At 72.8% G+C, this 22874-nt stretch carries 22 protein-coding genes; 9 read left to right on the forward strand and 13 right to left on the reverse strand.

The annotated features are described in order from the left end of the window. Nucleotides 1–51 precede the first annotated feature (51 nt). The 4 genes from AC068A_RS15260 (at nt 52) to AC068A_RS15275 (ending at nt 4021) form a co-directional block, all read left to right on the forward strand. A complete protein-coding gene (locus AC068A_RS15260) occupies nt 52–801 on the forward strand; it encodes a TioE family transcriptional regulator (protein WP_478585009.1) in 750 nt (249 codons plus the stop codon). Nucleotides 802–1035: 234 nt separating this feature from the next. Further along, the gene (locus AC068A_RS15265; protein ID WP_478585011.1) at nt 1036–1779 is read left to right on the forward strand and encodes a class I SAM-dependent methyltransferase; all 744 of its coding nucleotides are present in this window, start codon (nt 1036–1038) and stop codon (nt 1777–1779) included. Between the two features lie 378 nt (nt 1780–2157). Beyond that, complete coding sequence (locus tag AC068A_RS15270) at nt 2158–3315, forward strand: serine hydrolase domain-containing protein (protein ID WP_478585013.1); 1158 nt, start codon at nt 2158–2160, stop codon at nt 3313–3315. Nucleotides 3316–3766: 451 nt separating this feature from the next. Next, the gene (locus AC068A_RS15275; RefSeq protein WP_478585130.1) at nt 3767–4021 is read left to right on the forward strand and encodes a cytochrome P450; all 255 of its coding nucleotides are present in this window, start codon (nt 3767–3769) and stop codon (nt 4019–4021) included. Nucleotides 4022–4102: 81 nt separating this feature from the next. Here AC068A_RS15275 and AC068A_RS15280 read toward each other — a convergent pair whose 3' ends face one another. The 4 genes from AC068A_RS15280 to AC068A_RS15295 all read right to left on the reverse strand — a co-directional run bounded on the left by AC068A_RS15280 (nt 4103) and on the right by AC068A_RS15295 (nt 9657). After that, nucleotides 4103–4870, reverse strand: coding sequence for an NPP1 family protein (locus AC068A_RS15280; RefSeq protein WP_478585014.1), 768 nt, complete (start codon nt 4868–4870; stop codon nt 4103–4105). A 193-nt stretch (nt 4871–5063) separates the two neighbouring features. Next, a complete protein-coding gene (locus AC068A_RS15285) occupies nt 5064–6011 on the reverse strand; it encodes an NmrA/HSCARG family protein (RefSeq protein ID WP_478585016.1) in 948 nt (315 codons plus the stop codon). A 290-nt stretch (nt 6012–6301) separates the two neighbouring features. After that, nucleotides 6302–8761, reverse strand: coding sequence for a CehA/McbA family metallohydrolase (locus tag AC068A_RS15290; protein WP_478585018.1), 2460 nt, complete (start codon nt 8759–8761; stop codon nt 6302–6304). 104 nt (nt 8762–8865) lie between these two features. Continuing rightward, the gene (locus tag AC068A_RS15295) at nt 8866–9657 is read right to left on the reverse strand and encodes an SDR family NAD(P)-dependent oxidoreductase (RefSeq protein WP_478585020.1); all 792 of its coding nucleotides are present in this window, start codon (nt 9655–9657) and stop codon (nt 8866–8868) included. A gap of 155 nt (nt 9658–9812) precedes the next feature. Between AC068A_RS15295 and AC068A_RS15300 the strand changes: the two genes are divergently transcribed. Then, a complete protein-coding gene (locus AC068A_RS15300) occupies nt 9813–10394 on the forward strand; it encodes a TetR/AcrR family transcriptional regulator (protein ID WP_478585022.1) in 582 nt (193 codons plus the stop codon). An 86-nt stretch (nt 10395–10480) separates the two neighbouring features. Here AC068A_RS15300 and AC068A_RS15305 read toward each other — a convergent pair whose 3' ends face one another. From AC068A_RS15305 to AC068A_RS15325, 5 genes are all read right to left on the reverse strand, one after another. Then, a complete protein-coding gene (locus tag AC068A_RS15305; RefSeq protein ID WP_478585024.1) occupies nt 10481–11350 on the reverse strand; it encodes an STM4011 family radical SAM protein in 870 nt (289 codons plus the stop codon). A gap of 10 nt (nt 11351–11360) precedes the next feature. Beyond that, complete coding sequence (locus AC068A_RS15310) at nt 11361–12767, reverse strand: STM4012 family radical SAM protein (protein WP_478585026.1); 1407 nt, start codon at nt 12765–12767, stop codon at nt 11361–11363. Continuing rightward, the gene (locus tag AC068A_RS15315; protein ID WP_478585132.1) at nt 12764–13570 is read right to left on the reverse strand and encodes an STM4013/SEN3800 family hydrolase; all 807 of its coding nucleotides are present in this window, start codon (nt 13568–13570) and stop codon (nt 12764–12766) included. Before AC068A_RS15315 ends, AC068A_RS15310 begins: the two co-directional genes overlap by 4 nt. Nucleotides 13571–13679: 109 nt before the next feature. Next, a complete protein-coding gene (locus tag AC068A_RS15320) occupies nt 13680–14786 on the reverse strand; it encodes an STM4014 family protein (RefSeq protein ID WP_478585028.1) in 1107 nt (368 codons plus the stop codon). An 11-nt stretch (nt 14787–14797) separates the two neighbouring features. Continuing rightward, nucleotides 14798–15757: an STM4015 family protein gene (locus AC068A_RS15325; RefSeq protein WP_478585030.1), complete on the reverse strand. Its 960-nt coding sequence runs from the start codon at nt 15755–15757 to the stop codon at nt 14798–14800. Nucleotides 15758–16025: 268 nt separating this feature from the next. Between AC068A_RS15325 and AC068A_RS15330 the strand changes: the two genes are divergently transcribed. From AC068A_RS15330 to AC068A_RS15345, 4 genes are all read left to right on the forward strand, one after another. Further along, nucleotides 16026–16352: a hypothetical protein gene (locus AC068A_RS15330; RefSeq protein ID WP_478585032.1), complete on the forward strand. Its 327-nt coding sequence runs from the start codon at nt 16026–16028 to the stop codon at nt 16350–16352. A gap of 42 nt (nt 16353–16394) precedes the next feature. Continuing rightward, the gene (locus AC068A_RS15335; protein WP_478585134.1) at nt 16395–17417 is read left to right on the forward strand and encodes a DUF6745 domain-containing protein; all 1023 of its coding nucleotides are present in this window, start codon (nt 16395–16397) and stop codon (nt 17415–17417) included. A gap of 113 nt (nt 17418–17530) precedes the next feature. Next, nucleotides 17531–18742 carry an FUSC family protein gene (locus AC068A_RS15340; RefSeq protein WP_478585034.1) on the forward strand — a complete coding sequence of 404 codons (1212 nt, stop codon included), beginning with the start codon at nt 17531–17533 and terminating at the stop codon, nt 18740–18742. 136 nt (nt 18743–18878) lie between these two features. Beyond that, the gene (locus tag AC068A_RS15345; RefSeq protein WP_478585036.1) at nt 18879–19379 is read left to right on the forward strand and encodes a hypothetical protein; all 501 of its coding nucleotides are present in this window, start codon (nt 18879–18881) and stop codon (nt 19377–19379) included. A 70-nt stretch (nt 19380–19449) separates the two neighbouring features. On the opposite strand, the gene AC068A_RS15350 is transcribed toward AC068A_RS15345, so the two are convergent. The 4 genes from AC068A_RS15350 to AC068A_RS15365 form a co-directional block, all read right to left on the reverse strand. Beyond that, nucleotides 19450–20970, reverse strand: a complete 1521-nt coding sequence (locus tag AC068A_RS15350) for a hypothetical protein (RefSeq protein ID WP_478585038.1) — start codon at nt 20968–20970, stop codon at nt 19450–19452. Between the two features lie 170 nt (nt 20971–21140). Further along, nucleotides 21141–21308, reverse strand: coding sequence for a hypothetical protein (locus AC068A_RS15355; protein ID WP_478585040.1), 168 nt, complete (start codon nt 21306–21308; stop codon nt 21141–21143). A 198-nt stretch (nt 21309–21506) separates the two neighbouring features. Then, on the reverse strand, nt 21507–22211 hold the full coding sequence (locus tag AC068A_RS15360; RefSeq protein ID WP_478585042.1) for a DsbA family oxidoreductase: 705 nt from the start codon (nt 22209–22211) through the stop codon (nt 21507–21509). Between the two features lie 460 nt (nt 22212–22671). Beyond that, nucleotides 22672–22803, reverse strand: coding sequence for a hypothetical protein (locus AC068A_RS15365; RefSeq protein WP_478585044.1), 132 nt, complete (start codon nt 22801–22803; stop codon nt 22672–22674). Between the last annotated feature and the right edge of the window lie 71 nt (nt 22804–22874).

Consider the following 22874-nt stretch of genomic DNA (forward strand, 5'->3'; position numbering starts at 1 on the left):
AACCCTCGGTTGAAACTTTTCCGCGATGTCACGCGCGCTATCGTCAGTTCCATGGGGCGAAACCTTCAAAACGGCGAGCGGCTCAGGCCGGTTGATCTGGCGCGCGGGCACGGTCTGTCGACGCAGGCGATCAGGAACTACGAGGAGGCCGGCATCCTTCCGGCTGCCGCCCGCACACCCCACGGCTACCGCACCTACACCCCGGTGCACGCCACGGCCCTGAGTGCCTTCCTCGCCCTGGTGCCCGGCCACGGCCACCAGACGGCGGCGTCGATCATGCGGGCCGCGAACCGGGGCGCGGTCGATGAGGCGTTGCGCCTCATCGACGAGAGCCATGCCCAGCTCCTCGACGACCGGCGTACCCTCCGGGCCGTGGAGAGCGCCCTGCACGGCCTGGAGCCCGCCACGGCGGCCGAGCCCGGTGTGGGGTCCAGGACGGCCGCGGTGTCCGGGCCCGGCGGCACGTTCATCGGACTGCTGGCAGGGCAGCTCGGAATCCGGCCCGCGACACTGCGCACATGGGAGCGCGCCGGGCTGGTGCGCCCGCGCCGCGACCCGCGGACCGGGTACCGCGTCTACGACGAGGCCGACGTACGGGACGCCCGGCTGGCCCACCAACTCAGGCGCGGCGGCTACCTGCTGGAGCAGATCGCCCCGCTGATCGCCCAAGTGCGCGCGGCCGGCGGGCTGGAGCCGCTGGAGGGCGCACTGCGCGACTGGCACGGTCGGCTGTCCGCCCGCGGTCGGGCGATGCTGACCGGGGCCGCAGGGCTCGAGGCGTACCTCCGCGAACGCGGATGACTGGTCGAACGGCCCGACCAGACGCCGGCAGGCGGCGTTGGCCTTCCGAGAGCGGCGAGAGGTCGTAGGAGGGTGTGAGGTCGCCCGGCCAACTTCTTTGTGCCATCTGCCAGTACGGCGCCCGGACAGCGGCGGAGCAGACTGCTGCCACGACCGCACCCCGGCGAGCCTCTGGATCCGGAGGGCGGGCGTGGCCACGTAGAACAAGCCGAAGCAGAAGAGGGGGCGCGGCACATGAGCGTGCAGCAGTACGACGGGATCGGCGAGGCATTCGAGGGGTTCAAGTCCCTGCCGCTGATGCGTTACGGGGAGGTGCCGAGCTTCCTGGGCATGGTCGGGGACGTGAGCGGCAAGTCGGTTCTCGACCTGGCGTGCGGCACCGGCTTCTACAGCAGGGAGTTCAAGCGGCGCGGCGCCACGGATGTCTTCGGTGTCGACATCTCCGTCGAGATGATCGCCGCAGCGCGGGACATCGAGCAGCGCGACCCGCTGGGTGTGCGCTACGAGGTCGGTGACGTGGCCGAGCTGCGACCCCTCGACCGGCGCTTCGACATCGCGCTGGGAGTGCAGTGCCTCAACTACGCCGAGGACCTCGCGGCGATGGAGCGGATGTGCCGCAACATCCACCGGAGCCTGGTGCCGGGCGGAGAGTTCTTCGTCCTCGCCCAGAAGCCCGACTACCGGTTCGACTGCGCGTCACTGGACACGTACGGGTTCCGCTGCGAGCCGACCGGCGAGGAGATCGAGACGGGTCCGCGGGTGCGGGTCACGGCTCTCCTCGAGCCGCAGCCGATCAGCATCGTCGCCGCGGCCCCGCGCCGCGAGGTCTACGAGGAGTGTCTGCGGGCGGCCGGGTTCGATGAGGTGGAGTGGGTTCCGCTGCAGGTGTCCGAAGCCGGCATCCGCGAGTTCGGCAAGGACTTCTGGGCGGACCTCCTCGCGCACCCGCCGCTGGAGATGCTGCGCTGCCGTACCTGACCGGCCGACTGCCCGGACCCTCGAGTACGGTTCCGCTCCTGCAGCCGCCAGGCCCTCGGTGCCAGCGGCCGGACGAAGCGGTTGCCGGCTGACCTGACGGGACAGAAAGGGGCCCGCCCTCAGTGCTCGTGCGGGTGCTCGCCGGATGCGTGGTCGAGGAATCGAGTCACCAAGGCGCGAAGGCCGTCCACGTCGGTGGAGGGCCTTCACGTCTGCGGCCATGCCGAGCCGGCCGAGCCGGCCGCCAACGCCCCGACCGCCTGATCCCGCCAATCTTGGCCGGAAGCCGGCGCATCCCCTCGGCTGGCCCCTCCCCCAACCGCATGCTCGATCACGTCTGTTGATCGACACGACCACGATCGAGGGGGAAATCGTCGCATGGCGGTACGCAGGATACGGATCGGCCTGATCGGTGCGGTGGTGGCCGCGGTGTTGGGCGGCGCGGGGTTCGGCACGCCCGCGGTGGCGGCCGGCGAGGCACCCGCCGGCAGGCAGGCCGGCCACGAGAAGACGCAGGCGGCACTGGAGGAATCAGTCAAGGACGGAGCCGGAGCACTGATCCGGAGCGTGGACCGGAACCGCGCCTGGAAGAGCTCGGCCGGAGTCGGCGACCTCACCACGCGCACGCCGCGCGGCGCCGACGACACCTTCCGCGCCGGCAGCATCACCAAGACGTTCGTCGCCACCGTCCTGCTCCAGCTGGAGGCGGAGCGCCGGCTGAGCCTGGACGACCCGGTCGAGCAGTGGCTGCCGGGGACGATTCGCGGGAACGGCTTCGACGGCAGCCGGATCACCGTCCGCCAGCTGCTCAACCACACCAGCGGGCTCCGGGACGCCCAGGACGATCCTGAGGTCCGAACCCGCACCACCGGGCAGGGATTCCTGGATCACCGATACGAGTCCTGGCCCCGGGAACAGCTGATCGCGGCAGCCCTGCGGCAGACCCCGGCCGGCAGCCCGCACCAGGGGAAGCACGACTACTCGAACACCAACTACACCCTCGCCGGGATGGTGATCGAGAAGGTCACCGGCCGGTCCTGGGCCACAGAGATCGAGCGGCGGATCATCCGTCCGCTGCGCCTGCGGTCCACGCGCCTGCCCGGGACCGACCCCGGTATGCCCGCCCCGCACAGCCGCGCGTACCGCAAGGTGCTGGCGCCGGCGAACCCGGAGCCCTTCGACGTCACCGAGTTCAACCCGTCGCTGTTCACCTCGGCCGGCGACCTCATTTCCTCGGCGGACGACCTCAACCGCTTCTACCGCGCGCTGCTGGGCGGACGCCTGCTGCCGCCGGTGCAGCTCGCGGAGATGAAGACCACCGTCGATGCCGGCGGCGGCTCCGGCTACGGGCTGGGGTTGTCCTCGCTCACCCTGGACACGTGCAAGGTGACGCTCTGGGGCCACATCGGCCGCGTAGCCGGTTCGTTCACCGTGGCCGGGGCCACCGAGGACGGCAGCCACTCGACGGTGATCAACTTCAACGCGGACTGGAACACCGCCCCATCGCGGATCATCGAGGCGGAATTCTGCGGCTGACTCCTCCGCCGTCGGAGCGGCGGAGCGCCTCGGATCGGCATGGCGACGGTCCCGCGCCTGTCGGAGGGCCGACTGGCGCGGGACGGGTCCCTCCGGGTTACGTCGTATAGCCCCGGCCACGTCGGCGATGCCGCGTAGGTTGCCGTCCGTAGCCGCGCCGACACCGAGCCGAGTCAGAGCCGTTCCCGGCCGGACGGTTCCAAGCCGGGCGGAAAGGCCGACGGGCCCCGCCCGGCCAACCGAAAGGAAAACCGCCATGGCCGCCCTGATTCCCCGCGCAAGTCGCTCCTCGTAGCGGTCTCCGCCGTCGCCGCGCTCCTCCCTCACCCGTCCTTGTGGAGAACGTGCTCAAGCACACCAACACCACCTATACCATCACCCGGGACCTGCTGGGCGAGGAGGCCGACGGATCCGGCCCGACTGCTGGATCAACCAGCCCGCCGGCAATCCCCTGCCCAAGTACGCCTTCATGCCCTTCGGCGGCGGACCGCGAACCTGCCTCGGAGCACACTTCGCCACCGTCGCAATGGTCATCGCCACCGCAACCCTGACCAGGCGCTACCGCCTCACCCGGACCCCGGGCGCCACACCCACGTTCAGCACCCGCAGCATCCTCCAACCCGAAGGCCTCACCCTCGACGTCACCGCCCGCGCCCCGAAGCGCCACCCAGAGCGGCGGTACCAGAAGGTCGGTGTGCAGCGGTAGGTGTACCGCACCGCGGCAGGGATGCCGCACCGGACGGGGCCCCGCAATTGCGCCCGGGCCGGACTGACTTGCGGCCTGTGACTACTGGTACGGGTTGAAGGGAATGCCGGCCGGCTTGGCCTCCGCCAGGTGCGACTGGAAGGCGCCGTCCTTCAGGCCGAAGTGCGCGCTGCCGAAGTCGGCCTGGCTGAGCTTGTCCCGCAGGGTCGGGGGGTAGCCCGACCAGCCGACGAGTACGGGGAACTGCCAGGCCCGCTTGTGGTTCTCCGGTGGTTCGTCGTTGTTGTTCGCGGCACGGAAGCAGTGCGTGCCCACGCCGTCCTTGTGGTAGACGATCTCGGGGTGGGTGCCGACCCAGCGGATCTGGTCGCGGGTGTGGATGTTGAAGTCGCCGTGCGCGGACGTCGCGACGTACTTCGCCTCGTTGTTCTGGATCCACACCACCACGTGTTCCCAGTCGTGACGGTGGCCGCCCAGGCTGACCCAGGGGAGAGCCTGGTCCTTCTCGAAGTACAGCGCGTAGATCACGGCGCACCAGCCGTTGTTGCAGGTCGCCCGCGAGTACCCGTTGGTGTTGTCGAGGTCCGAGGCGTCCCGGCAGCTGCCGTCCAGGGCCCCGGTGGGTTTGAGGCCGCCGTTCAGGGAGCCGTTCGGGCCTATGGCCGGTGTCGGGTAGCAGCCATCGGTGTCGTAGTCGTAGGCGGGCTGGAAGTTCAGCTCCATCGGTTCGGCGTTGACGGGCAGCGCGGAGGGCGGCGCCGCGAACGCCGTCTGGGGGACGCCGACGATCAGGGTGAGGGCGGCACCGACGACCACGAGTGATCTCCGGATGTGACGGTTCGTCCGCAAGGCGGGCCTCCCGGCCAGTGGGGGGGTGACGGATGACGCGCGAGCCCGCCGCCGCTGGGCGGCACGCCCGGAGCATCATTGGCGAACCTGGCCGGTAGAGCAAGGGTTCCGGACGGCAACATTGCGCCGTGCAGGGCGAGTTGGGGCAGCATCACCCGATGCGATGGCCAAACCGAGCAGGGCGCGGGTCAGGTCAGGACAAGTGGAAGTCGTCGCGGTGTGCGGACAGCCAGGTTCTGAAGTCCTGGAGGCCGGGGTGGAGGGCGCGGACGGCGTCGAGGTCGCGGGCGGCGGTGAAGGCGTGCTCACAGTCGGCGTAGTACTGGAACATGTTGCCGGCCTCGTCGGCGCCGGGGAATCCGAGCGCGCGGAAGGCGTCCGCTGTCAGGGGCCGGTATCGCACCGGCTTACCGAGCACGTCGGTCATGGCCGCGGCCATCTCGTCGACGGTCAGGTGCTCGCCGGCGATGCTGATCGTGGCGGCGATGAAGTCGGTGCTGCCTTTGAAAATGGCCAGGGCGGTCTTGCCGATGTCGTCGACGGCGATGCCGGAGAGCCTGCTGGCGCCCATGGGGTAGATGAGTTCGAAGGTGCCGTCCTCGGCCCGGCGCGGGCCGGACATCGACAGCAGGTTCTCCCAGAAGAACGTGGTCCGCAGGAAGGTGGTGGGGACGCCGGCGTCGGTGAAGAAGTGGTCGGCCTCCGCCTTGGCGTCGAAGTGCGGCACCTTGTAGGAGCCCTGCAGTGTGGGCATCCGGTCGTCGTCGAGCGGAATGCACTCGCGCGTGTCCTCCAGCGTGGACCAGATCGCGTGCTGTACGCCTGCGTGTCCCGCCGCCCGGGCCAGGGCCTGCGCCTGGGCCTGCTCGTGGGCCGCGGACATGTCCTCCCAGAAGTTGGTCACCAGGAAGGCACCATAGGCACCGTCCAGGGCCGGCTGCAGGCTCGACTCGTCATCGATGTCGGCGCGGACGACCTCGGCGCCGAGCCGTTCCAGCTCTCCGGCCCGGTCCGAATCCGGCCTTCGGGTCACGGCCCGCACCGCGAAACCGCTGTCCTTGGCCTCCAGGAGGGCCCGGGCCACGGCCCCGCCCTGATGCCCCGTCGCGCCGAACACGGTGATGATCCGCCTGCCGTCCATCGCCAGCACCTCTTCCCTGCCGCAGCCAGCCGCCCACAGAACCTGGTAGCGAAACCTACGGTCGTGAAAGCCCACATCCACGCGCACACGCCGACACCCTCCGCAAGACGCCCCTTCTCCAGGGCGTGGAATCGCGGCGGCGCCGATCGTCGCGGAGCCTGTGCGGGGCGGAATACCTTCATTCGTTCGCGGTGGCACGCGCCTGCTGCCGGGCCGGCTGCCGGAGCCCCTCGGGCGAGTGTGGTGACGGACCGCCCCGGCGCCGGCGGCGACGTCGGCCCGGCATCCTCTCAGCCGGCGCTGATGGCCGCGATGTGGGCCGTGCCGTCACGCAGGGCGGTGATGCGGACCTGGCCGGCCCGGAACGGATCGCGGCCGTTCGGGCCGGGTATCCGGGCGAAACCGGTCCAGGAGCCGTCCGGCCGACGGACCTCGTGCCAGAGCTTGCCGTCGCGGCCGACGGCCACGACCTGCGCCGAGCCGTCGGGCATGCCCGCCATGTCGACGGCGCTGGCCCCCATGGTGGGAGTGGTCACCCCGCGCGGGGGCCGGAAGCCGGTCCACGTACCGTCGGGGCGGCGCACCTGGTGGTAGACCATGCCGTCGAGTCCGATGGCGAGCACCTGGGAGGACCCGTCCGGCAGCCCGGTGATCGCGAGGGCCGGACCCGAGAAGGCCGGCGCTCCGTTGTGGCCGGCGAGCCGCCCCCAGCCGGTCCAGGATCCGTCGGGACGCCGGATGCAGTGGCACATGGCTCCGTCGGTGCCGTAGGCGACGACCTGCGCGGAGCCGTCGGGCATCGCGGCGATCGCCGCCTTCGTCGCGCCCCAGCGGCCGGCCGCGGAACCGCCGGACACGGCCCGGAAACGGGTCGGGGTGCCGTCGGCGCCGCACCGCTGGTGGTAGAGGGTGCCGTCCATGGCGACCGCCACGATCTGGCTGGTGCCGTCGGGGAATCCGGCGATCGCCGCGTCGAGGACGGTGAAGTCGCTCCGGCCGTCGGGCCCGGGGAGCCGGCGCCAGGGGCTGACCGCGGTCGAGCCCTTGCGGGTGGTCAGCCACAGGCTGTTGTCGGTGCCGAGGCCCAACGTCTGGACGCTGCCGCCGGGCAGGCCGGCGACGGCGGTCTGCACCCCGGTGAACGACGGCGCGTCCTGCGGGCCGGGAAGGGGCCGCATGCTGCTCCAGGAACCGTCGGGGGCCCGTTCGGTCGCGAAGAGGGTGCGCTGCTCGACGTCGTACGGAGGGAGGCTCGCGGCGTAGAACCAGATGGGGTTGGTGACGGCCACCATCTGGTCCAAGGTCGTCGATGCGGGCTTCAGGCGCCGGACTTCGGCACGGGCGAAGAGGGAGGCCTTGCCCCAGCCGCGCCAGTGCAGCCGGCCCGTTCCGTTGCCGCCGGTCTTCGTTGCGGCCATGACGCCCCACTCGGTGTGGAGCGTGATCACGGCGTCCGGGGCACCCGACACGTCGACCGTGACGTCGACGGCCTCGAAGAGGGACAGGGGCAGCTCCTCCCCCGGGCCGGCCGTCGCGCCGTGGGCTGCGGCGGTGAAGTCCACGGTCACGCCGGCGTTCTCGGCGGCGTACGACCTGCCCCTGCGCAGGGCGTCCAGGATATCGGTGCGGGACAGGCCGGCGGCGTGGACGACGTTGTGCGGCTCCCCGACGGCGTCGCCGGGGCTGTGGGCGTCGCTGTTGCCCAGGCCGGCAATGCGCTTGCCCAGGCAGAGCATGGTGTGCCAGACGGCGATGTTGGCCGCGTCGTCCAGCGTCCACGGCCCGTTCCACACCTCCAGCGCGTCGACGCGGTCCAGCCCGAACTCCCAGAAGGCGCCGGGTCCCGGGGTCATGGGGTGGGCGGCGATGGCCAGTCCGCCGAGGCTGTGGACGCGCCGGATGTGGCGGTCGAGCACTCCGCTGTCGGCGGGCGCGTAGTGCCAGTCCACCCACTCCCCCTGGGGCAGTCCGACGGCCAGCCAGTGGCCGTGCCGGGTGGTCACCTCCTCGGCGTTCAGGACGAGCAGGTCCGTGGGGACGTTGCCGCGCCAGGAGACCCCGGTGGAGCTGGTGTTGTGGTCCGACGTGGCGATGAAGTCCATCCTGGCGGCGCGGGCGGCCGCGACGAGCTGGTCCACGGTGCGCCGGCCGTCGGAGTGGACGGTGTGGAGGTGGAGGTCCCCGCGGTACCAGCCGCGGCCGCGCCCCGGCACCGCCGCGGGCAGGAAGTCGTACGGAACCTGCGGCAGCGGGTCACCGTACTCGAGCGTGACGCTGATCTGCCAGGCCATCCCGCCGGGCGTGTTCACGATCGGGCCGAGGGCGACGGACCACTTGCCGGCCTGGATGGGGCCGGGGACGTATCCGGGGGTGGCGTCCGAGCCGGAGAGGGTGAAGTCGCGCCGCGCCCCACCGGACCAGCCGCGGAAGCCGGTGGGGCCGAACATGCCGAGGTCGAGCACACCGTCCGCGGCGTCGAAGGCGGCGGATACGGAGATGCGCCGGACGCCGTCCGGGACGTCGAAGTCGACGGACGCCCACTGGTCGAAGCCGTACGGCGAGTGGCCGTGGTAGACGGTGGTCACTCCCCCGTTTCGCCCGGGGACCGTATCGGCTCGCGCGAGGGTCGCGGGGACGGTCGCGGCGAGGCCGCCGGCGGCGAGGAGGGTGCCGAGGCGCAGGAGGTCGCGGCGTCCGACCGGGGAGCCGCCGTCATGGCGTGCTGCGGGGCGCGGGGGTAAGCCGTCCATCGGGATCGCCTTCCGTTCTCCGGTGCGGGTGGGAGGTGGGGAGTGGGGCGGGTGAGTGCGGTGCGGGCGCGGGCGTGCGGGCGCGGGCGTGCGGTGCGGGCGCGTCAGCGGGTCCCGCGCTGGGCGTTCACGATCGCCGCCATGGTGCGCTCGACGCCCATCCGGCCCTGCACCTTCTCGGCGAACCCGGGGAACTGTCCGGCGATGGCGCTCAGCACCTTCAACTCGCTTGGGGCCACGTTCACTTCGCACAGGTCCCGCTCGACGGCGCGGATGACGCCGGCGGACACCTGCGCCGGGGAGACCGTACGCATGCCGGCCGGGGGTTTGGCGCCCGTCGCGGCGAACATGCCCGCCTCGCGCACGAAACCGGGCTGGACGAGGGACACGCCGACGCGCGTGCCGCGCAGGTCCTGGCGGAAGGCGAGGGCGAAGCCGCGCAGGCCGAACTTCGTCGCGTTGTACAGCGAGGAGGACTTGCTGGCCGCCTTGCCGGAGATGGACCCGACGAAGGCGATGTGGCCCCGGCGGGCCTCCACCATGCGCGGGGCGAGGAGGCGCGCCAGCAGCACCGGTGCGTGCAGGTTCACGGCGAGCGCGCGTTCGACCTGGGCGGGGGTGTACTCCAGCACGTCGCCGCTCGACGGCAGGGCCGCGTTGGCGACGAGTACGTCGACATCGGCGCACTCCCGCGCGAGGCGTTCCACGTCGGACGGGTTCGCGAGGTCCGCGACGACGGCGCGGGCCCCGAACCGGTCTGCGACGGCCTTCAGCGCGTCCTCCCTGCGCCCGGTGAGCACGAGAGCCGCGCCCTTCTCGGCCAGCGCTTCGGCGAGCGCCGTCCCGAGGCCACCGGTGGCTCCGGTCAGCAGAACCGTCGATCCGTTGATACGCATCCGCATCGCCCTCCCATTTGTTCGTTCGAACGAACTGGACCATAGAGGAGGGGCGCCGGGCGTGTCCATGCCATGGACGCCCAATGCCCGCGCCCCGTTCGGGGGTTGCCACCCGGCCCGTCGGGCGGTCTTCGCCGGATGCGACCATTGCGGGCATGGAGAAGGCAGCCGACACCCGCCAGAGCATCATCGACGCCGTCCTTCGGATCATCGGCGACGAAGGCATCGCTGCGCTGAGCAACAGGCGGATCGCGAAGGAAGCACAGGTGTCGCTGGGCTCCGTCACCTACCACTTCGCCACGCAGCACGAGCTGCTCCGCGAAAGCCTGCTGCACTTCGTGGCCCAGGAGACCCGGCGCTTCACCGAACTGGCCGAGAACTGCGCCGTCACGGACTGCCTCGACGTCGAAGGCGCGGCCGAGCTGGTGGAGACGGTCGCGGGAGGCACCGCATTCGACAGCCGGCACATCGCGCCGTTCGAGCTGTACATCCAGGCGGGGCGCGACGAGCGGCTCCGGGCCGCCGCGGCCGAGTGCTTCGCCGCCTACGACAGGCTCGCCTGCGGCATCCTGGACCGGCTGGGCCTGCCGGACCCCCAGCGCCTCGCCGGCGCCGTGGTGGCGCTGGTCTTCGGGCAGCAGCTGAGGAGGCTGGCCACCGGTTCTCCGGCGGAGGAACTCGTGGACACCCTCCTGCTGCTGACGGGGTGCGCGGCCGGCTCGGACGCGCGCGCCTGACCGCCGTACCGGGCACCGGCGGGCAACACCCAGCCGGTCGAGCACCGCGCGGACCCGTCGGGCCGGATCCCGGGGAGACGGCCCGGTCAGGCCACGGGAACGGATTTCCCGCCCGGTGCCGCCGGAATGCGTTCCAGGACGCCGCCCGCGAAGACGTCGTACAGCGGGAGCGTCTCCAGGTGCACGTAGCCGATGTGGCAGTCGCAGACGGCGAGCGGGCACGGGCGCGGGCGGAGCGCGGCGCGGTACGAGCCGTCGTAGAGGTTGCCCAGCTCGGCGCGGACGAAATGGCAGCGGCGGACGGTGCCCTCGCCGTCCACCGACACCACCGACCGGCCCGTGCGGCAGGGCAGTCCGGCGGAGCGGTGCGGGTGGCGGCTGTAGGGGAAGAGCGGGTCCACGGCGGTCCAGGTGTCGGCCTCGGCGTCCGTGTACGTGTGGCCCTCGGCGGCGTTGACCCACAGGTAGACGTGCGCGGGCAGGTCGGCGCGCAGCCGCCGGGCGTGCGGGAGGTTCTCCGGCAGGCCGACGATGCCGACGCTGTGGCGGACGCCCCGGTCGGCGAGGTCGTGCACCTTCGACAGGAAGCGGGCGTAGGGGGTCTGGCCGGGGTGGTACGTGCACCACAGGGCGAGGGTGGCGGGGTCGGCCTCGGCGAGCCAGTCGGTGCGGCAGCTGAGGTTGGTCTGGATGGCGACGCGCTCGATGTGCGGCTGGTGCGAGAGGCCGACCAGGGCGCGCCGGTACCAGGAGCGGACCAGCCCCTCCCCCCAGGGGGTGAACAGGAGCGAGAGCCGGTCGTCGGCGGCCGCCGTGGCCCAGGAGGTGAAGCGTTCGAGGGCGGCCCGGTCGGCGCGCAGTTGGGCGGGGCTGTCGCGGCGCTTGGCGAAGGGGCAGTACGGGCAGTCGTAGTCGCAGGAGGCGAGCGGTCCGCGGTAGAGGATCGTGAGGTCCATGGGCTGCGGCCTACTTCGGTGCGTAGGCGGCCATGGCGGCGCGGACGGCGGGCGAGAAGAGTGCGGGGCCGAGCGCGTCGGAGTACGCGAGGCCCTCCGGGGTGAGGCGCAGTACCGCAGGCTCTGTGTCGTCCCCGTCCCGCGCGGTCTCCTCGAGCCAGCCGCGGGCGGCGAAGTCCTCGAGCTCGGCGGGGAAGTCGTCGTACGGGTGCGTGCCGAAGCGTTCGCGGTAGTCGGCGACGGGTATGCCCTGCGCCTGGAGCAGGGACTGGAGGAGGTGGCGGCGGCGGGCTTCGTCGCCGTCGACGTACCGGCCGTGCACGGCGCGCCCGAAGTCGGAGGTGGCGGCGTAGTCGTCGATGATCGCCCTGATCTCGCCCATGTCGACGGCGTAGTCGAAGGAGTAGTGGAGGGCGGAGGTGTAGGAGCGGGCGCCGCAGCCCAGGCCGATCATGCCGTCGGTCTGGCAGGCGTGGTCGTCGGGGCCCTGGGGTGCCGCGCCTGGGCGGCGGAACATGCGCATCGACACCTGCTCGTAGCCGTGCGCGAGGAGGTGGTCGCGGCCCTGCCGGTACAGGGCCAGGCGCTGTTCGTCCCACTCGCGGTCGGTGTGGGCGGTGCGCCGGGCGAGGCCGGTCAGGGGGCGGACGTAGAGGGGGTAGAGGTACAGCTCCTCGGGTGCCCAGGCGAGGGCCGCGTCCAGGGAGGTGCGCCAGGTGGCGGGGGTCTGGCCGTCGATGCCGTAGATGAGGTCGATGTTGAGGACCGGGATGCGGGCCTCGCGGATCCGGCCGAGGGCGGCTTCGACGTCGGCGCGGCGCTGGGGGCGCACGGCGGCCCGGGCCTCCTCGTCGACGAAGCTCTGGACGCCGAGGCTGAGGCGGGTCGTGCCGCGCTCGGCGAGGACGGCGAGCCGGTCGGCGGTCGCGGTGGCGGGTGAGGCCTCGACGGAGAGCGGGACGGCCCGCAGGTCGGCACCCATGCGCCGCTCGGCGATGTCGCAGAGGCGGGTGAGCTCGTCCGCGGTGAGGAACGTGGGCGTGCCGCCGCCGAAGGCGGCGTTGGCGAACCGGACCGGGCCGTCGTCGCCGAGCGCCTCGCGGACGGCGGCGGCCTGGCGGTCGAGCGCGTCGAGGTAGCGGCCGGTGAGGCCGTCGGGGGCGCCGATGCGGGTGAACAGGTTGCAGAAGCCGCAGCGGACCTCGCAGAACGGTATGTGGAGGTAGAGGGAGAGGGCGTCCTTGGACTCGCCGCGCCACAGGTCGCGCAGGGCGGGCCGGTCGGGCAGGGGCCGGTAGGCGGTCTTGTGGGGGTAGGCGTAGACGTAGCTCTGGTACGGGCGTAGGGCGGCCGCGGCCGTGAGCGGGAGCGGCGCCGGGGCAGCGGGAAGGAGCAGGGTTTCGGCGGGGGCGGTCATGCGGACGGCTCCAGGAAGAAGTGGGCGTACGGCACGGTCCACACGGCCTCGTGGGCGAGGCGGTGGCCGGTGTAGCCGTTGTCGCCGTAGGTCGTGCCGTGGTCGGAGCAGACGATGGCGAAGCAGCGGCGGCGGGAGCTCATCGCGGTGAAGAGCCGGCCGATGTGTCGGTCGATGTACTCCAGCGCGGCGGCGTGGCTGGCGCGGGTGTCCCCGCCGTCACGGGTGGCGCCGGGCAGGTGGAACCAGTTGGGCTGGTGCAGCGCCGAGGCGTTGAGGAAGAGGAACAGCCGCTGGTCGGCGGGCAGCCCGGCGACGACCTGCTCGGCGCGCTCGACCTGGGCCTCGAAGGAGGTGGGGGACGCCACGCCGAACGCGGGCTCCCAGTGGCTCTCCTGGAACATCCCGGGGAGTACGTCGCCCAGTGCGCCCTGCTTGTTGAAGAAGCCGACGCCGCCGATGCAGACCGTGCGGTACCCGGCCGCGGCCAGGCCGGAGACCAGGTCCGGGGTGTCGAAGACGTACGTGCGTCCGGCGGTGGACTCGCTGCCGGCGAAGCGCGCGGCGAACAGCCGCGGGTGCGGGCCGGGCGCGGCCGGCGTCGGCAGGAACCCGGCGAACATCGCCTGGTGGGAGGCGTAGGTGAAGCTGCCGGGGGCGTGCCGCCGCTCCCAGGCGCCGCCGGGCAGGTGGCGGGCCAGGTGCGGGATGCGCCCGGCGGCTGCCAGCTCGACGGCGACGTCGTAGCGGAGGGTGTCCAGGGTGAGCAGGAGCAGGTCGTCGCGGCCGACGACCTCGTTCATGTCCGGGAGCTGCGGGTCCGGGTGCTCCGAGGCCGGGTGCTCCGGGTCCGGGTGCTCCGAGGACGGGAGTTCCGGGTCGGGGCGGTCCCCGTGGGTCGGCGGGTGTGTCTCAGGCAGGTGCACGGTGGTTCCTTGCGATGTGGTGCGGTGCGGCGGCGACCTGGGCCGCATAGGTGTCCAGGCCCTCGGCGCCGCTGCCGGGCAGGCCGGTGAGGCCGGGCAACAGGTCGCCGAAGGCGTTGACCTCGGCGACGGCGAACCGCCGCCAGCCCACGGCGGGCAGCAGGTCGACTCCGACGCACAGGGTGCCGGGGAAGCAGGCCGCGGCCCGTTCGCAGGTCTCCAGTGCCCCGGTCCAGTGGGGGCCCGCGGCCTCGGCGACGGCCGTGAGGTCGCCGCGGCTGCCGCCGAGGTGGAGGTTGGTCATGGGCGAGCGGCTGGTGCGTACGACGGCGTGGGTGGCGCGGCCGGCCACGACGACCACGCGCAGGTCCGCCGCCCGGCCGCCGAGGGAGGCCTTGGGCCACCAGCGTTCGACGTGCAGGCCGTCGGGGGCGAGGGCGTCGACCAGGGCGGCGGTCTCCCGCTCGCTCGTGATGCGGCGTACCCGCAGGGAGTTGTGCAGGCTGCCGTCCCCGGCCGTCTCGACGGAGGTGGTGGCCCGGATCCGGCCCCGGCCGGCCGTCTCGACGGCGACGACACCGGACGCGGAGGAGCCGTGGGCGGGCTTGACGAACGCACGGGGCATGCCGTACGCGGCCATCAGGTCCCGTACGTCGGCCCAGCCGCGCACGGGCGCGGCCCCGCCGGAGGTCGGGGAGGCCGGTACGGGCACCCCGGCGCGGTCGAGGGCGCGGTGGCAGTGCCGCTTGTCGAACAGGACGGCCAGTTCGTCGGGGTCGTCGAGGCGGAGGCCGCCGCTGAGGCTCCGTACGGCCGCGGTGAAGCGGGCGTACCAGCGGGCGCCGCCCTCGACCCGGGTGGGGTCGGCTGCGCCGCGCAGGATCCGGTCGACCTCGGGGTTCTCCCCCGGCGAGTCGAGGCGTACCAGCTCGTCCGCGGCGAAGGCCGCACCGCCCTCGCGCAGGACGGAGACCCAGGGCACGACGCGGGGCGCGGGCTGTCCCGCCTCGCTTACGGCCCGGGTGAACAGGGTGACGCGGCGGTTCTCGGGGTTGCCGACGACCGCCCAGCGCGGGGGCGTGTGCTGCGTCATGGGCCGGCCCGCTACTCGCCGACGGCGACGAAGCGCCAGACGCGGCCGTCCCACTCGTCCTCGTCGGCGCGGCCCCGGTCGAGGTCGAGGGTGACTCCGGCGCCCTCCAGGGTGTCCCGGAAGCGCTGCTTCAGCGGGTCGCTGAGGTAGTTGTGGTGGAGGTCGAGCTTCTTGAGGTGGGTGAGGGGCTGGCCGCCGAGGAGGGCGGTGCCGCCCTGGTCGGTGAGGACGCCCATGGACAGGTCGAGGGTCTCCAACCGGGCGACCACGGGCGCGGACGCCATGGCGGTGGCGATCTCGTCCTGGATGTCGCTGTTGCGCAGGGCCAGATGGCGCAGGCTCGGCAGGAGGTCGCCGTCGATGATGGGCTCGACGTCGGTGAGCGCGCTGTCCCCGCCGTAGTTGTCCGTGCCGAGCCAGAGGTCGAGGTGTTCGAGGGCCGGCAGGCTGCTGGCGGCGATGTTGCGGACCACCCGGGCGGACAGGCCGCCGGTCTGGACGGTGAGGGAGCGCAGCCGCCGGTGGGTGAAGGGCGGGACGACGAGGCCGGTGCCGCCGCGGTCCCCGAACTCCTCCAGCTCCGGGAAGGCGTCGAGGAGCGGGCCGACGTCGCCCTGGTTGATCCAGGAAATCTCGCACTCCTCGGACTCCATGTCCCCGAGGAACAGGGCCCGCAGGGCGGGGAGCTCGGCGCGGGCACCGACGAGCGCGGCGATGATGTCCTCGGGCCCGCTGTCGTACGCGTCCTCCCAGGCGCCGACGACGATCGCGCGGACGCGGGTGGTGTCGACGGCGGCGGTGAAGCGGGCGAAGGCCTCGGTCCAGCTCTCGTCGGCGTCGTAGGTGTCGGAGAGCATGCGCCAGGCGACGGCGTCCGCCTCGGGCAGCGGGGTCCGGTCCTCGTCGTCGGGGCCGGGGAAGGTGAAGACGGGCAGTCCGTACGACTCCGTCAGATGCCTCGGGTAGGTCATGGTTCCCCGCCGTTCCTCGTGTGTCGCGTCCGTGGCGCCTGTCGCGTCCGTCGCGCCTGTCGCGTCCGTCGCGCCTGTCGCGTCCGTCGCGCCGTGGTGTGCGACGCGTCGATGTGCTGCAAGTTGTAGCAAGCGGCTCTGACAGCGCCCCTGGCGGGGGCGGCAGGCGGCCCTCGCGGCGACGGCGGGCGGCTGTTGTCAGACCCTCCCCGTAGCTTCGAAAGGGACGCGGTCGCACCGGGCGGCGCGCGTGGGGAAGGGGACAGCCATGTACCGGCAGGGGGACGTGCTCATCGTGCCGATCGAGGAATCGGCGGTGCCGCCACAGGCGGCCGAGGGGTCGCAGGAGCCGCGGGACGCGCGGGGCCGGATGGTGCTGGCCCGGGGCGAGGTGACCGGGCACGCGCACGCCGTGGTGGGCCCGGGCCGGCTGGTGCGCGAGGCGGGCCCGTTCGGGCCGCAGCTGCTGCATCTGCCCGACGGCGGGCGGGTGGTGCACGAGGAGCACGCCGCGATCGCGCTGCCGAAGGGCTGGTACCGGGTGGTGCGGCAGCGGGAGTACGTGCCGGGCGCGGTGCGGATCGTGGCGGACTGAGGGGGCGTGGGGACCGTGATGACGGAGACGGCGGAAGTCGTGATGGACGAGATCGACGTGTGGCGGGCCGCCGCGGCGGCCACCGGGGCCGCGGACCGCGCGGCCGCGGAGGCGGGGGTGCGCCTGGCCTATCTCGCGGCCGGGCTGCCGGAGCCGCAGCGGATCGTGTGGGCGGACTCGCCCCGGGCCGCGATCCGCCTGCTGGGCGACCCCGACGGGGCGTGGGGGACGCAGGCCAGGGGGCGCAGCGTCCGGGAGCAGGTCCGCAGCCTGCCGTGGGCGGCCGAGCGCGAGCGGCTGCACGAGGAGCTGGGCCCGCAGGGCTGGGGGCGGCGCTGGGGCCTGACCGGCGCCCGACTGTGGCGGAACACCGAGCAGCTGGCGGACCGGATCCGCGCGGGGCTCGTCGAGGAACTGGCGGAGGACCGCTCCGAGGAGGCCGAGGTGCGGCTGCTGCTCCTCGACGCGGTACTCGGCCAGCACGACGCGGCCTGGCTGTGCGCGTTCGGCACCGGGGCGGGCTCACCGCTCGCCGGGCTCGCCGCGATGGCGCGCGCGGCCGGGTGGTGGTGGCCGTACGAGCGCCTGGCCGTGGTGTGCGAACGGCCGGTGGAGCTGCACCGGGACGAGGCGGGCCGGCTGGACCGCGCCGACGGTCCGGCGCTGGCCTTCCCGGACGGATTCGCACTGCACGCGTGGCGCGGCATGCCCGTACCGGGCGACTTCCTGGCGGGACTGGGCGAACTGACGCCGGAGCGGATCCGCGGGGAGGAGAACGCGGAGCTGCGCCGGGTGATGCTGGAGCACTACGGCTACGAGCGCTATCTGGACGAGTCGGGGGCCGAGCCGGTGCACCGGGACGATGCGGGCGTGCTGTGGCGAATACCGCTGCCGGATGACGAGGACGTCGTCATGGTGGAGGTCGTCAACTCCACGCCGGAGCCGGACGGTACGCACCGGACGTACTGGCTGCGGGTGCCGCCGGACACCCGGACCGCCCGGCAGGGCGTGGCCTGGACGTTCGGGGTCGACGCCGAAGCGTACGCGCCGCTGCGCGAGACCTGACGGCGGGGCCTCGTCGGTAGGGGTCGGCCGAGGTCGGGGAGAGGAGGCCGTCTGACGAGGGGAAAATGCCGGGCACTGCGTCACCGGGTGCCGGTGGGGGAATGCGCGCAGGTATGCCGGAAATGATCAGCACCATCTCCCGTATCGCCGACCGCCGGCGCGAGCCGGTCGCCGTCCAGGCCCTGCGTTCCACCGCGGCAGCCGTCATCAGCTACGTGATCGCGCTACGGCTGAGCAGCGAGCCTGTCCCGCTGACCGCGCCGCTGACCGCACTGCTCGTCGTCCAGGTCACCCTCTACTCCACGCTGACCACGGGTATCCGCAGGGTGAACTCCGTCGTCGCCGGCGTCCTGATCGCCATCGGCTTCAGCGCGCTGGTGGGACTCACCTGGTGGAGCCTGGGCCTGGTCATCCTCGCGTCCCTGCTCGTGGGCCACCTGGTGCGGGTGGACGAGTTCGTGCCCGAGGTCGCGATCAGCGCCATGCTGGTCCTCGGCGTCACCCAGGTTGCGGACACCGCATGGGACCGGGTCCTGGAGACGCTGATCGGCGCAGCGGTCGGGATGCTGGTCAACCTGCTCGTCGTGCCGCCGGTCTGGGTCGGCCCGGCCAGCGCAGCCATCACCGACCTCGCCGCGCGCATGAGCCGGCTGCTGGGCCACCTCGGCGAGGAGCCGCCCGGGCCCGCCAAGGTGGAACAGGCTGCGGCCCGCCTCCACGAGGCGCGCCGGCTCGACAACGACATCGCACTGGTGGACGCCGCCCTCCGGCAGGCCGAGGACAGCCTCCGTCTCAACCCCCGGGTCAAGGAGGGCCTGCTCTCCCGGCTGGTGCTGCGGACCGGCCTGGACACCTTGGAAATCTGCGCGGTGGTTCTCCGTGTGGCCTGCCGTACGCTGACCGACCTGGCCAAGGCCCGCCCCGACAGCCCGCTGTTCACGGCCGAGGTCAGGGCCGCGCTGCGGGAGGTGCTCGGACACACGGCCAAGGCGGTGGAGAGCTTCGCCCAGCTCATCACCGCCCAGGTCAGTGCCAACGCGGAGAAGGCGGAGGCCCGGCTGGCCGGGGAGCTGGTGGTGGCCCGCGCAAGCCGAGACCGACTCGCGGACCTCCTGCTGGCCCGGATCGGGGAGGACCCGGCCCAGTGGCAGCTGCACGGCGCGCTGCTCGCCGAGATCGACCGGGTGCTCGACGAACTGGGCGTGGACAAGCGCTCCCAGCGCCTGCTGGAAGAGCTCGACCGCCACACCCGTACCCGCACCCGGCGGAGCCGCCGTTTCGCATCGCGCCTGCGGGGCAGGCGCCACGGCGGCGGGGGCACGTGAGTCGCCGGGCAGGGGCCGCGTGGTCCCGGGATCGCGCTCGCGTGTGCGGCGCGGGCACTGCCCGGGTGGGGTGGCGCCTCGGGACGAGAAGGGTTCCCTCCGGCGTCTGCGCGGGAGAAAGCCCTACGGTGTTCACGTGACCGGCGAGCAGACGACCATCGAGGAGGCGGCAGCCCGGCTGAAGGAACGGCTGTACGCGACGATCACGATGATCTCCGTGGTCATCGGCCTCGGCGCCGGCGGCCATGTGGACGCGGCAGACGCCGCGGTCACGGTCGTCACCGCCTCGGTGGGCCTGTGGCTGGCCGCACTCGTGGCCGACCAGCAGGCGCACCGGGTCGTCCACGGGACCCTCGCCACCGGACGGGAGCTGCGCTCCATGCTGTTCGTCAGCAGCCCGCTCCTGCTGTCCGCGGTGGGCCCGCTCCTGCTGATCGTCGTCTCGGCACTCGGGGTGATGACGTTGAACACCGCCCTGGTGACGGCCGCGGGGGTGAACGTCGGCACCCTCTTCGCCTGGGGCTGCTACGGCGGCATCCGCATGGGGAGCGGAACCGTGTTCGCCCTGGCCGCCGGTGTCATTGACGCGGCGATCGGCACCACAGTCGCCCTGGTCAAGGCAGCCGCCGGTCACTGACCTCACGCGGCGGACGGCCGACGGACCGGAAGCCCCCGGCACAGACCACCCCTGCACCTCGCCGACGGACTCACAGCGCGTCGAGTATCTCCTCGAGTGTCTCGCCCGGTTCCGTCCGTCCGAGTACGAGCACGCGTGCGGGCACTTCCGCGGCCGCGTAGGCGGCGAGTCGGTGGTGGCCGTCGAGGACGACACCGAGCAGGAAGCGCTCCTGCCACTCGGCCGAGACGTAGCGGTCCTCCCTCCAGCCCAGCAGGAGCGCGGCCGGCCGCTCGCCCCGCGCGATCGCCGACGCGTGCCGTTCGACCGTCGCCGGGTCGAGCGCGGACAGCGGCTGCGACGGCAGGATGCTGCCGTAGGCGGGGACGGCGCCGGGGATCGTCTGCGGTGTCTGGAAGTGCTCGGTGCCCGGCCAGCCCGTCGCGTCCACTTCCCAGCCCTCGGCGTCCTGGCGCGCGGCGACTCGCCGCAGCCACCATGACCGCTGCGGCGCCCCGACGCGTTCGAGGGGAAGGTCGATCAGGCGTGCCCGGTAGTTGCCGGTTTCCAGCTCGTGGATCAGCGGTTCGAGAGCGCGTACGGTCGCGGCGGTGATGTCGCCCGGGTCGGCGAGGGCTTCACGCACGCGTGCCGCATCGGTCCTCGCCTCGGCGGGCGGGAAACCGAGCAGGTACATCGTCGTCTCGCAGGTGTCGCAGTCAGAGCTGACGCGGTACAGCGCGTGCCGTCCGACGTGCAGGGTCTTGTTCCATCGCGGCCACGACGAATCCGGCTCCGGCGGGTCGTAGTCGACGCGCACCCGTCCGCGACCCTCGTCCAGGGAGAAGCTCAGGCTCCTTGGCGAGTCGGGGACCACGTCGCGTACTTCGGGCACCGGCGACGCGGCGAGGTCGATGCCCGGCCATATGCGGCGGACGTGTGCCGAGTACTCGTCCGGCGTGCGCCACTCGGGGATGAGCGGGTCATGCCCAGTGAGGCGGACGAGAGCGCGGTGGACGTCGCCGGCGGGCAGGTCGGGGCCGGTGGCGAGCCAGTCGAGCAGGTGCGGCACGGCCGCCGGGTCGCCCATCTCCTCCAGCGCGACCGTGAAGGCGACGTGGGTGAGCCCGGTGACCTCGGACAGGCGCCGGGCGATCGGCACCGTCCACTCGCGCGCGCCGAGGCGCGCCAGCGCAAGTGCCGCCCGGCCGCATACGGCGTCCGTCCGCAGCAGCGTCCCGAGCACCCCCGCGCGGTCCGGGTCCCCGGACAGTCCGAGCGCGTCGACGATGGTCGGCGTGTACCCCAGTTGCGCGATCAACCCGTCGAGTACCGGCGCGGGCACCGCCAAGCAGCGCCGCACCGCCGGCGACAGCAACTCCGCTGACCCGAGCCGCGCCAGCAGGTCGAGCACGACCGGGTCGCCGTCCTCGCGGAGAAGGGTGAGGAGGTATGCGAGCTGCTGGCGTTCGGCCTCGCTCGCGCCTTCGTAGCGCCTGCTCACGTGCGCGGCCAGCACGGCCGGGCCACCGGGTGGGTCGGCGGCCAGCTCCTCGAGCGCAGTCCAGCAGCAGGTGGCGGCGAGGGCGGCATCGAGCCGGGCTTCGAGCATGGGGTGGAGGGTACTTGGCGTGGCTTGAAGGGCGCGACCTGCATTTTTGCCGCTGGCGTGACCGTTTCTGACAGAAACGGGTCGTGGGCGCCGGAGAGGGGCCCGTCGCAGTCCTCCGCGGACCGGACTGCACGAACAGATCCCGCCACGGGGTCCCATGCCCCCGAGACTCAGTCGCCGCCGCCTCCCCCGCACGACGAACCGCAGGAGGAGCCGCCGCCGCAGGAGTCGCCGCCGTCGCCCCACCGGCCCTTGCGCCGCCTCGACCGCCCGCCTCCACCCAGTACCTGGAAAGCCACCACGACGATGACCAATGCCATGACCAGCACGACTTCCATCGCTTGCCCCCGTTTCCCTCGGTACAGGTCGTACGAGGACGATGCCCTGTGCAGGAGCACCCCCAAGCCCGGGTTGAGCAACTTCAGAGCTTCCCCCGCGCTTCCGGCCGAACGGCGTACTCGGCTGGACGGACGAGACACGCCTGGGTCCTGTCTCTGCCGCGCCCGGGGGCGGGGGTGGCCGGGGCCTTCCGCCTGTTACCGGGTGACCTGCGCGTCTGCGTACAGGGTGTCGAGGAGTTCGTCGGCCCAGTCAGTGCTGTAGGCGTCCAGCCTCGGGAAGCCGCCCTCGTACGGGGAGCGGGTCCAGGTGAACGTGGCTCCGGGGTTGTGGCTGGCGTAGCCGCCGGCGGCGAACAGGTGCGGGCTGCCCTGGACCCCGGGCCCCTGGGCGGTCCGCCACTGCTCGTAGACCTCGGCGCGACCGCTGCCCCGGGCCAGGGCTGCCGCCAGGGCCTCGGCGTCCACGTGCTCGCAGTCCTCGGCGAGTTCGAGGATCACCGAGTGGATGCTGATGCACTTGCTGTCGGCGTAGAACGCCTTGCGCAGCGCGCGGTCCAGCTCGTCGCTGCCGCGCAGCCCGCCGATCGCCGGGTCCTTGGCGGCCTGGACCGCCTCCATGGCGGGCAGGGTCGTGACCGGGTAGGCCTCGGGGCGGCCGTTCCACAGCCGCCAGCCCAGCTCGGGCCGGTGTGCGGCGATGGCCGTGATCTCCGGGTCGACGATGAACTTCGGGGTGGGCTCGCTGTTGAACAGCTCCAGGGGGAAGGCCCGGTGGTCTATCTGCAGGGGCAGCTGCCGCCGTTCGGCGGTGGCGTGCAGGGTGTGCAGGGCGAGACTCGCCCACGGGCAGCAGATGTCCGACCAGACGGTCACCGTCGGGCTGCTGGTGTGCGTCAGCACGTCTTCCTCCTGGGTAGGCGGGGCCTCCGGCCCTCTTGCCGCGGCGCGGGGCCCACGCCGATCAGAACCCGGCCCGCACCCGCCGGTCCATCGCCATCGGGGCAGTTCGTCAGGTGACCGGCGACGCCCGTGGCGCCGGGCGCCGCGGGGCGCCGCCTTCCACCGGCACGTGCGGTGTGGCTGCAGTCACACCGCACGGTGTCACACCTGGTCTCGCCGCGCTGTCCTCGCCAACGGCCAACGGAAGCGAGGCCACAGCGGGCTCCCCGAGCTACCGCCGGCGTTCTTCACCCGTCCGCTGGTCCGGCTCCTCGAAGCCAAGGGGCTTCGAGGTGGACGGGACCTTCTCGTGCCGCGTGTTCGCTGCGCGGGCGTTCGCCCGAACGGCTCCGGGAGGGGCGGGCCCGGGGCCTGAAAATGGCCCCCTGCCTCCGGCCGCCTCGCCCCGCCGCAGCCCGGATCAGCGGTGCAGGAGCCAGGTGACGAGAGCCTCGGTTGCACTGGCCGCGATGACGAGGCCGAGGGGAGGCAGTGCTGCACGGAGGACCGTACGGACACGGGTGAGGAAGGAGGGTTCGGAGTTACGGGTCATGGCGTGCTCCGCAAGAGCCGTGCCGGCCGCCGAATGCGGCCGGGCGATGACGTCATGAGCACGCTTCCGAT

This window comes from Streptomyces sp. NPDC043854, from assembly GCF_056436005.1.

Excerpts from the sequence above, each read along its gene's own strand:
- AC068A_RS15260 (WP_478585009.1), top strand. The coding sequence starts at position 52 with ATGGGGCGAAACCTTCAAAACGGCGAGCGGCTCAGGCCGGTTGATCTG.
- AC068A_RS15265 (WP_478585011.1), top strand. The coding sequence starts at position 1,036 with ATGAGCGTGCAGCAGTACGACGGGATCGGCGAGGCATTCGAGGGGTTC.
- AC068A_RS15270 (WP_478585013.1), top strand. The coding sequence starts at position 2,158 with ATGGCGGTACGCAGGATACGGATCGGCCTGATCGGTGCGGTGGTGGCC.
- AC068A_RS15285 (WP_478585016.1), bottom strand. The coding sequence starts at position 6,011 with ATGGACGGCAGGCGGATCATCACCGTGTTCGGCGCGACGGGGCATCAG.
- AC068A_RS15290 (WP_478585018.1), bottom strand. The coding sequence starts at position 8,761 with ATGGACGGCTTACCCCCGCGCCCCGCAGCACGCCATGACGGCGGCTCC.
- AC068A_RS15295 (WP_478585020.1), bottom strand. The coding sequence starts at position 9,657 with ATGCGTATCAACGGATCGACGGTTCTGCTGACCGGAGCCACCGGTGGC.
- AC068A_RS15300 (WP_478585022.1), top strand. The coding sequence starts at position 9,813 with ATGGAGAAGGCAGCCGACACCCGCCAGAGCATCATCGACGCCGTCCTT.
- AC068A_RS15305 (WP_478585024.1), bottom strand. The coding sequence starts at position 11,350 with ATGGACCTCACGATCCTCTACCGCGGACCGCTCGCCTCCTGCGACTAC.
- AC068A_RS15310 (WP_478585026.1), bottom strand. The coding sequence starts at position 12,767 with ATGACCGCCCCCGCCGAAACCCTGCTCCTTCCCGCTGCCCCGGCGCCG.
- AC068A_RS15315 (WP_478585132.1), bottom strand. The coding sequence starts at position 13,570 with ATGAACGAGGTCGTCGGCCGCGACGACCTGCTCCTGCTCACCCTGGAC.
- AC068A_RS15320 (WP_478585028.1), bottom strand. The coding sequence starts at position 14,786 with ATGACGCAGCACACGCCCCCGCGCTGGGCGGTCGTCGGCAACCCCGAG.
- AC068A_RS15325 (WP_478585030.1), bottom strand. The coding sequence starts at position 15,757 with ATGACCTACCCGAGGCATCTGACGGAGTCGTACGGACTGCCCGTCTTC.
- AC068A_RS15330 (WP_478585032.1), top strand. The coding sequence starts at position 16,026 with ATGTACCGGCAGGGGGACGTGCTCATCGTGCCGATCGAGGAATCGGCG.
- AC068A_RS15335 (WP_478585134.1), top strand. The coding sequence starts at position 16,395 with ATGGACGAGATCGACGTGTGGCGGGCCGCCGCGGCGGCCACCGGGGCC.
- AC068A_RS15340 (WP_478585034.1), top strand. The coding sequence starts at position 17,531 with ATGCCGGAAATGATCAGCACCATCTCCCGTATCGCCGACCGCCGGCGC.
- AC068A_RS15350 (WP_478585038.1), bottom strand. The coding sequence starts at position 20,970 with ATGCTCGAAGCCCGGCTCGATGCCGCCCTCGCCGCCACCTGCTGCTGG.
- AC068A_RS15355 (WP_478585040.1), bottom strand. The coding sequence starts at position 21,308 with ATGGAAGTCGTGCTGGTCATGGCATTGGTCATCGTCGTGGTGGCTTTC.
- AC068A_RS15365 (WP_478585044.1), bottom strand. The coding sequence starts at position 22,803 with ATGACCCGTAACTCCGAACCCTCCTTCCTCACCCGTGTCCGTACGGTC.